This is a genomic window from Caulobacter sp. D5 (assembly GCF_003185805.1).
GTDB lineage: Bacteria > Pseudomonadota > Alphaproteobacteria > Caulobacterales > Caulobacteraceae > Caulobacter.
The window spans coordinates 1-3,967 of sequence record NZ_QHJY01000387.1; the positions used below are offsets into that span (position 1 = coordinate 1).

The following is a 3,967-nucleotide window of genomic DNA, read 5'->3' on the forward strand; positions in this document are numbered from 1 at the left end:
GGCAGGGGCGCGGGATGCTCGGCGTTTCCGCGTCCGCGCGCGTCCGTCGCCGGCGCCGCCACGAAGGGGGAGGGGGCGATTCCCGCCGGAGCCGGCCGCCGGGCCTCGCGCGGATTCGCCAGGGGCGAAGCGAGGGCCGAAGAGGCGGCCGCGGCCGGGGTTTCGACGGCCGCCCGGGGGCGCTCGCGCGGGGTCGGACCGACCAGGTCGATGGTCACCGTCGATGTCGCGTCGAGGTCGGGGAACACCGCCCGCACCGGCAGGGCAAGCCAGGCCAGGACCAGCAGGTGCAGCCCCGCCGACCCGCCGGCCAGCGCCCAGAACCGCTTGTCGCGCCTGGGTTCGCTCCGTAGATCCAGCAGGCGTGTTATGGACGGCGCGGCGGCTTGGACCACGAATGACTCGGCAAGCAAGGACGGGTTGTGAAGCGAGGCTGGCGATCGCCTATGGCGAAAGCGTGGCCCTCTAAACGCTCCATTAACCGACGCGGAAGCCGGCGATTGACGTGGAGCGCCTTCGCGAGTAGGTTCCGCGCTCTTTTCGAGGTGGGTCTTGCGCCCGTCCTGATGAGCGTCCGTCCATAAACCGACGGCAGGCCCGCCGGAACGCTTTCCGCGTCCCGGCGAGTTTCGTGTTTATCGGGTCTCCAACCGGAGCCTTGAAGCCGGAAAGAAGAACAACAAGGACCCTGAAGCGCCTCGGCCGAAAGGCACACGCTTCCATCAGAGCAGAGACTTAATGCCTACCGTCAACCAGCTCATCCGCAAGCCGCGCTCTCCGAAGCCGGTCCGGAACAAGGTGCCCGCCCTGAAGGGCTGCCCCCAACGTCGCGGCGTCTGCACCCGCGTCTACACGACGACCCCGAAGAAGCCGAACTCGGCTCTGCGTAAGGTCGCCAAGGTCCGTCTGACCACCGGCATCGAAGCCGTGTGCTACATCCCGGGCGAAGGCCACAACCTGCAGGAGCACTCGGTGGTGCTCATCCGCGGCGGCCGCGTCAAGGACTTGCCCGGCGTCCGCTACCACATCCTGCGCGGCGTCCTCGACACCCAAGGTGTCAAGGATCGTAAGCAGCGTCGTTCGCTCTACGGCGCCAAGCGTCCGAAGTAAGGAATAGAAGAAGATGTCCCGCCGCCGTCGCGCCGAGAAACGCCAAGTCCTGCCGGATCCCAAGTTTGGGGACCTGATCGTCACGAAGTTCATGAACTACGTGATGTACGAGGGCAAAAAAGCCGTCGCTGAAAACATCATCTATGGTGCTTTCGACATCCTGGAAAACAAGCGCAAGGACCAAGGTCCGCTTGAGACCTTCCACTCCGCCCTGGACAACGTCGCCCCGGCGATCGAAGTCCGGTCGCGCCGCGTCGGCGGCGCCACCTATCAGGTGCCCGTGGAAGTCCGTCCGGACCGTCGTCGCGCCCTGGCCATCCGTTGGCTGGTGACCGCCGCTCGCAAGCGCGGCGAAAACACCATGACCGAAAAGCTGGCTGGTGAGCTCCTCGACGCTTCCAACAACCGCGGCACCGCGGTGAAGAAGCGCGAAGACACCCACAAGATGGCTGAAGCCAACCGGGCCTTCTCGCACTACCGCTGGTAAGCTTTCTTACCAGCACTCTTTCAGGCGCGGGCGGTTTGCGATAAACCGCCCGCGCCGCACGTTTAAATCCCGGTCGTGTCCGTCAGGGCCGTCCCGTTTCGCAGAGCGATCGCTATGCCCCGCACGCATAAAATCGAAGACTACCGCAACTTCGGCATCATGGCCCACATCGACGCGGGCAAGACGACGACGACCGAGCGGATCCTGTATTACACCGGTAAGTCCCACAAGATCGGCGAAGTCCACGACGGCGCCGCCACCATGGACTGGATGGAGCAGGAGCAAGAGCGCGGCATCACCATCACGTCGGCCGCGACGACCGCTTTCTGGAACGACAAGCGCCTCAACATCATCGACACCCCCGGGCACGTCGACTTCACCATCGAAGTCGAGCGCAGCTTGCGCGTCCTCGACGGCGCCGTGACGGTGCTGGACGGCAACGCCGGCGTCGAGCCGCAGACCGAAACCGTCTGGCGCCAGGCCGACAAGTATCGCGTGCCGCGTATCGTGTTCGTCAACAAGATGGACAAGATCGGCGCCGACTTCGACAAGTCGGTCGAGTCGATCCGCGACCGCCTCGGCGCCAAGGCCGTGCCGATCCAATTCCCGATCGGTTCGGAATCGAACCTGAAGGGCCTCGTGGACCTGGTCCGTATGAAGGCCGTGGTCTGGGACAACGACGGCCTGGGCGCGACCTACCGCGACGAAGAAATCCCGGCCGACCTGCTGGACAAGGCCGTGGAAGCCCGCGCCTATCTGGTCGAGAACGCCGTCGAACTCGATGACGACGCGATGGAAGCCTATCTGGGCGGCGAAGAGCCCTCGGAAGAAACCATCAAGAAGTGCATCCGCAAGGCCGTGCTGAACGGCGCGTTCTACCCGATCCTCTGCGGCTCGGCCTTCAAGAACAAGGGCGTGCAGCCCCTGCTGGACGCCGTCGTCGACTACCTGCCGTCGCCGCTGGACATCCCGCCGACCAAGGGCATCGACTTCAAGACCGAAGAAGAAATCACCCGCAAGGCCTCGGACGAAGAGCCCCTGTCGGTGCTGGCGTTCAAGATCATGGACGACCCCTTCGTTGGTTCGCTGACCTTCTGCCGCCTGTACTCGGGCAAGATGGAAACCGGCATGAGCCTGCTGAACTCGACGCGCGACAAGCGCGAGCGGGTCGGCCGCATGCTGCTCATGCACTCCAACAACCGCGAAGACATCAAGGAAGCCTACGCCGGCGACATCGTCGCCCTGGCCGGCCTCAAGGACACCCGCACGGGCGACACCCTGTGCGATCCGCTGAAGTCGCCGGTGATCTTGGAGCGCATGGAATTCCCGGCGCCCGTCATCGAAATCGCCGTCGAGCCCAAGTCGAAGGCCGACCAGGAGAAGCTGGGCGTCGCCCTGCAGAAGCTGGCCGCCGAAGATCCGTCCTTCACCGTCTCGACCGACTTCGAAAGCGGTCAGACGATCCTGAAGGGCATGGGCGAACTGCACCTGGACATCAAGATCGACATCCTGAAGCGGACCTACAAGGTCGAAGCCAACATCGGCGCGCCGCAGGTTGCCTATCGTGAATCGCTGGGCCGCAAGGTCGACATCGACTACACCCACAAGAAGCAGACCGGTGGTACGGGCCAGTTCGCCCGCGTCATGATCACCTTCGAGCCGGGCGAGCCGGGTTCGGGCTTCATCTTCGAAAGCGCCATCGTCGGCGGCGCCGTGCCGAAGGAATACATCCCGGGCGTCCAGAAGGGCCTGGAATCGGTCAAGGACAACGGCCTGCTGGCCGGCTTCCCGCTGATCGACTTCAAGGCGACCCTGACGGACGGCAAGTACCACGACGTCGACTCGTCGGTCCTGGCCTTCGAAATCGCCTCGCGCGCCGCCTTCAAGGAACTGCGCGAAAAGGGCAGCCCCAAGCTGCTCGAGCCGATCATGAAGGTCGAGGTCGTGACCCCGGAAGAGTACCTGGGTTCGGTCATCGGCGACCTGAACAGCCGTCGCGGCATGATCCAGGGTCAAGACATGCGCGGCAACGCGACGGTCGTGAACGCCTTCGTTCCGCTGGCCAACATGTTCGGTTACGTGAACACCCTGCGGGGCATGTCGCAAGGCCGCGCCCAGTTCAGCATGGTCTACGATCACTACGAGCCGGTGCCGCAGCACGTCGCCGACGAAGTGATCAAGAAGTACGCCTAAGCGTTTCGTCCCCGGACGACACGTTTAGCGGAAGAGTAGGGCGGGTCCTTTTGGGGCCCGCCCGCCCAAACCCCAGAAGTTCAACCAACGGCCCCTCTGGGGTCCTGGAGCTAAGAAGATGGCCAAGGAAAAGTTCGAACGTAATAAGCCGCACTGCAACATCGGCACCATCGGTCA

The 3,967-nt window shown here is 64.2% G+C and carries 3 protein-coding genes and 1 pseudogene; 3 read left to right on the forward strand and 1 reads right to left on the reverse strand.

Annotated features, from left to right (window positions below; genetic code table 11):
- Positions 1 to 395, reverse strand: a pseudogene (locus tag DMC18_RS21635) (hypothetical protein); the annotation flags it as partial.
- A 343-nt stretch (positions 396 to 738) separates the two neighbouring features.
- On the opposite strand from DMC18_RS21635, the gene rpsL reads away from it, so the two are divergent.
- The 3 genes from rpsL (at position 739) to fusA (ending at position 3,790) form a co-directional block, all read left to right on the forward strand.
- Complete coding sequence (gene rpsL, locus DMC18_RS21645; RefSeq protein ID WP_058350131.1) at positions 739 to 1,110, forward strand: 30S ribosomal protein S12; 372 nt, start codon at positions 739 to 741, stop codon at positions 1,108 to 1,110.
- Positions 1,111 to 1,123: 13 nt separating this feature from the next.
- A complete protein-coding gene (rpsG, locus tag DMC18_RS21650) occupies positions 1,124 to 1,597 on the forward strand; it encodes a 30S ribosomal protein S7 (RefSeq protein WP_007661568.1) in 474 nt (157 codons plus the stop codon).
- Between the two features lie 114 nt (positions 1,598 to 1,711).
- On the forward strand, positions 1,712 to 3,790 hold the full coding sequence (gene fusA, locus DMC18_RS21655) for an elongation factor G (RefSeq protein ID WP_110121625.1): 2,079 nt from the start codon (positions 1,712 to 1,714) through the stop codon (positions 3,788 to 3,790).
- Positions 3,791 to 3,967: the final 177 nt, after the last annotated feature.